The organism is Lamprocystis purpurea DSM 4197, assembly GCF_000379525.1.
GTDB lineage: Bacteria > Pseudomonadota > Gammaproteobacteria > Chromatiales > Chromatiaceae > Thiodictyon > Thiodictyon purpureum.
In genome coordinates, this window is record NZ_KB902460.1 from 1 (window position 1) to 1,586 (window position 1,586).

Consider the following 1,586-nt stretch of genomic DNA (forward strand, 5'->3'; position numbering starts at 1 on the left):
GGTGGCTGGGGCAGCGCCAAACCGCTGCGATGAACGTCGGCACGACAACTTAAATTCGGGGGAAAACTGTCCTGGACATGGGGTCCACTATAGAGCGCGAGGTTCGGGCGGCGGCGGGGGCGATTCGGGAATGGGCGGGGTCGGGACAGTTACAACAGTTAAGAGACGGGCTGGTGGTGGCGTTCGAGGGTGGTGCTAAAGCGGCTAAGGCGTTTGTTGGGTCGATAGATTTTACGATGGTAGGACCGCGGATGGCTGCGGCGTTTGCCGAGATCGGTACGACCCTGGATGGTTTTGCCGCCCGCATGGGGGCGGTAGTCGAGACGGCGAGCCGACTCGCGGCGGCGGTGGCGTTGCCATGGCAACTGTTTCGCGGGACGGTGGAGGGCGCGGGGGCGTTGGTGGCAGGGTTCGTGGCCATCCTCGGCGCGTGGGTGTCTGGGGTCGCTGGGTTGTTTTCCGCGGCGGTGCCGGGGCTGGCCGGGTGGGCGGCGCAGGTCCAAGCGCGTACGGATGCCTTTGCGGATGCGGCTGGACGGTATGCGACTGCCGCAAAGGGGTCGTTTGGCGATGCGGCTGATTCGTTCTTGCGTGTGATCGGGCTTCAGGCCGCGGCGACCTCGGGGGCAGCGGCGGGTGCCCAGGCGGCTGCAGCAGCGGCTGATGACTGGCGGATAGATCAGGCTGCGCTGAATGCGGAGCTGCGTAAGGCCGGGGTGCTGATCACGGAACAAGACGCCAAGGCGCGCGCGGCAGCGATCGCGAACTTGGCAGCGGCGGATGGTTCGACGGCGAGTACAAATGCGCTGAAGGCGCAAAAGAAGGCGGCGGAAGAGGCCGCGAAGGCGTTGGCGGGGGTGGCTGATGCCGCGCAGGCAGTGGCCGATGCCCAGGCCGGCGCGGGTTCCGAGAACTGGGCGGATGCCAGTCTCTCAGCGACGCGGGCGGCGCAAGAAATAGACGTTGGGCAACCGGTCGCGGCGCTGGGGTTGATCGAGGCAGGTTTGCGGGCGCTGGAACGGGCGGCACGGTCGGGTGATACGTCGGCAGGATTGGAGTTGACGCGGCGGCAGTTGGTGGCCCTGGCGGCAGAGGCTGAGGCGGCGCTGCAGGGGACGGCAAAGGCGCTTGAACCGAAGGCGGTGGGAACGGATGCGCAGGCTGATGAATTGCGGGCGGCGTATGCCGGTTTAGGGCTGTCGGCGGCTGATGCAGAGCGCGCCGTCCGGGCGTTAAATCAGACCATTGCTCAGCCGCAGACCGTAGCAAAGACCGCTCAAGTGGATGCGCTACGACAGAGTTATGACGATCTGGGGTTGGCAGCGGAGCAAGCCGATCGAGCGGCGGGACAGCTTCAGCGCCGGCTGGCGGATCAGCAGAAAGCGCCGGATGTGGCCGACAAGCAGCAAAGCAAGGCGGACACGCCGACCGCGGCGAGACAGGCACGGCGGGAGTTGGAAGCGGTTTTTTCTGCACCTATTCCGTTATCTTTCTATAGTGGACCCTGAAAACCGGACAGTAATTTAAGCTCGCGTCGAACCAAAAGGGGCATATCATAATGGGCGAAGCGAAGCGCAAGACGTACA

At 65.0% G+C, this 1,586-nt stretch carries 1 protein-coding gene; it reads left to right on the forward strand.

The genetic code is table 11. The annotated features are described in order from the left end of the window. The first annotated feature begins 251 nt into the window (after positions 1-251). Positions 252-1,508 carry a hypothetical protein gene (locus A39O_RS0108970; RefSeq protein WP_157639883.1) on the forward strand — a complete coding sequence of 419 codons (1,257 nt, stop codon included), beginning with the start codon at positions 252-254 and terminating at the stop codon, positions 1,506-1,508. Positions 1,509-1,586 lie beyond the last annotated feature (78 nt).